Annotated in this window: 1 protein-coding gene and 1 pseudogene; both read right to left on the reverse strand. The window is 66.1% G+C overall.

From position 1 onward, the window contains the following. Window positions 1–262 precede the first annotated feature (262 nt). The gene (istB, locus tag IVB42_RS09780) at window positions 263–1,006 is read right to left on the reverse strand and encodes an IS21-like element helper ATPase IstB (RefSeq protein ID WP_247454818.1); all 744 of its coding nucleotides are present in this window, start codon (window positions 1,004–1,006) and stop codon (window positions 263–265) included. Between the two features lie 11 nt (window positions 1,007–1,017). Next, window positions 1,018–1,911 (reverse strand): annotated as a pseudogene (locus tag IVB42_RS09785) (IS21 family transposase); the annotation flags it as partial.

The raw sequence follows: 1,911 nt of genomic DNA on the forward strand, positions 1-1,911 counted from the left end.
CGTGCGGATTCCGACGAAGTCGCCCAGGCGTACCGATATGAAGTCGCCCGTGGATTCCGAGACGATGTCGCCCACCTTTCCGATTTGATCTCGCCCAGCGGCGAGGCGTTCTGGCCGGCTGGTTCTCTGGCATCGGTCAAGTCGCGTGGTCAATCTGGAATCGCGACTTCAACCTGTTTTTCTTCTTCTGCGGTTGCTGTGGGCATGTGGGCAACGCGATTGCGTTGTCCAAGCGCAGCGGCATGTCCACAGCGCCACGGGCTCAGGTCTTTCGGGCGGATTGCCGGGTTCGCCGCAGGCTCTCACCGGTGAGGTCGAGCCGATGGGCATTGTGGACGAGACGATCGAGCACGGCGTCGGCATAGGTGGGATCTCCAATGAGCAGATGCCACTGGTCCACAGGGAGCTGGCTGGTGACGATGGTGGAGCGATGACCGTAGCGATCTTCGAGGATTTCCAGGAGGTCGTGACGGGCACCGGCGTCGAGCGGCTCGAGTCCCCAATCATCGAGGATCAGCAGATCGACACGGCCAAGGCCGCGCAACAGGCGGGGATGGCGGCCGTCGCCGCGGGCGAGCGCCAGATCGTCGAACAGTCGCGGGACGCGCTGATAGAGCACAGAGCGATTGTCGCGACAGGCCTTGTGGCCGAGCGCCGAGGCGAGCCAACTCTTGCCGACGCCGGCCGGGCCGCAGATCAGGAGATTGACGTGGTCGTCGATCCAACGGCCCTCGACAAGCTTAGCGAACAGCGGGCGGTCGAGACCGCGCGGGGTGCGGTAGTCGATGTCCTCGACGCACGCCTGCTGGCGCAGCTTGGCGTAGCGCAGGCGAGTGGCGAGCCGTTTGTCGTGCCGCAGCGAGGCTTCACGTTCGAGCAGCAGCGCGAGCCATTCGGCGTGACCGAGGCTTGCGGCCTCACCGGTGGCTTCGATGTCGGCGAAGGCCTTGGCCATGCCATGGAGGCCGAGGGCGTTGAGGCGGTCGAGGGTCGGATGGGTGAGCAAGGGATGATCTCCTAATTGTAGTAGCGCGGTCCGCGGATGTTGGCATGCAGGATCGGCGCATCGTCCGCGGAGCGCTGGTGAGCAGGACGCCCATCGAGATTGTTGGCGAGGATCGACTTGACCGAGCCATAGGTGCGCGCGCCGATGTCGATCGCCCGCGCAGCCGCAGCGTCCAGCCGTTCGCGTCCATAGGAGGCGGCGAGCCTGAGGATGCCGAGACAGGCGCGGAAGCCTTGCTCGGGGTGCGAGCGCTCGTCGAGAATGAGGTCGCACAACGCGCTGGTCGCCGGCCCGATCGCGGCGGCGTCCTGGCGGATACGCGCGATGGTCCAGCCGGCGTAGCGCCGATGGCTGGAGGCCATGTGCTCCGGCACGGTGGTGTGTTTGTGATTGCCGCTCATGCGCTGATGCGCGGCGATCCGCTCGCCCTTGTGGAAGATCTCGACGGTACGGGCCGTGAACCGCACCTCGACCTCGGCGCGGGCGAAGCGATGCGGAACGCTGTAGTAATGCTTCTCCACCTCGACGTGGTAATCGAGACTGACGCGGCGGATCCGCCACTCGGCGAGGACATAGGGGGACGCCGGCAATGGCTTGAGCGCCGGCCGGTCGACCTCCTCGAGCAACCGGCGGCGTGTCACGCCGATCCGCCGGATCGGCCGTTCCTCGTTCAGCCTCGTGAGCAGTTCGCCGATCGCCGCATTGACCTCGGCCAGGCTGTAGAAGGTGCGATGACGCAGGCGGCCGAGCAGCCAGCGCTCGACGATGAGGACGGCCTGCTCGACCTTGGCCTTGTCGCGCGGCTTGCGCGGCCGCGCCGGCAAGATGGCGGTGCCGTAATGCGCCGCCATCTCCGCGTAGGTACGATTGATCTGCGGGTCGTACAGGCTCGCCTTAATGACCGC

This window comes from Bradyrhizobium sp. 45, from assembly GCF_023073155.1.
Lineage (GTDB): Bacteria > Pseudomonadota > Alphaproteobacteria > Rhizobiales > Xanthobacteraceae > Bradyrhizobium > Bradyrhizobium canariense_D.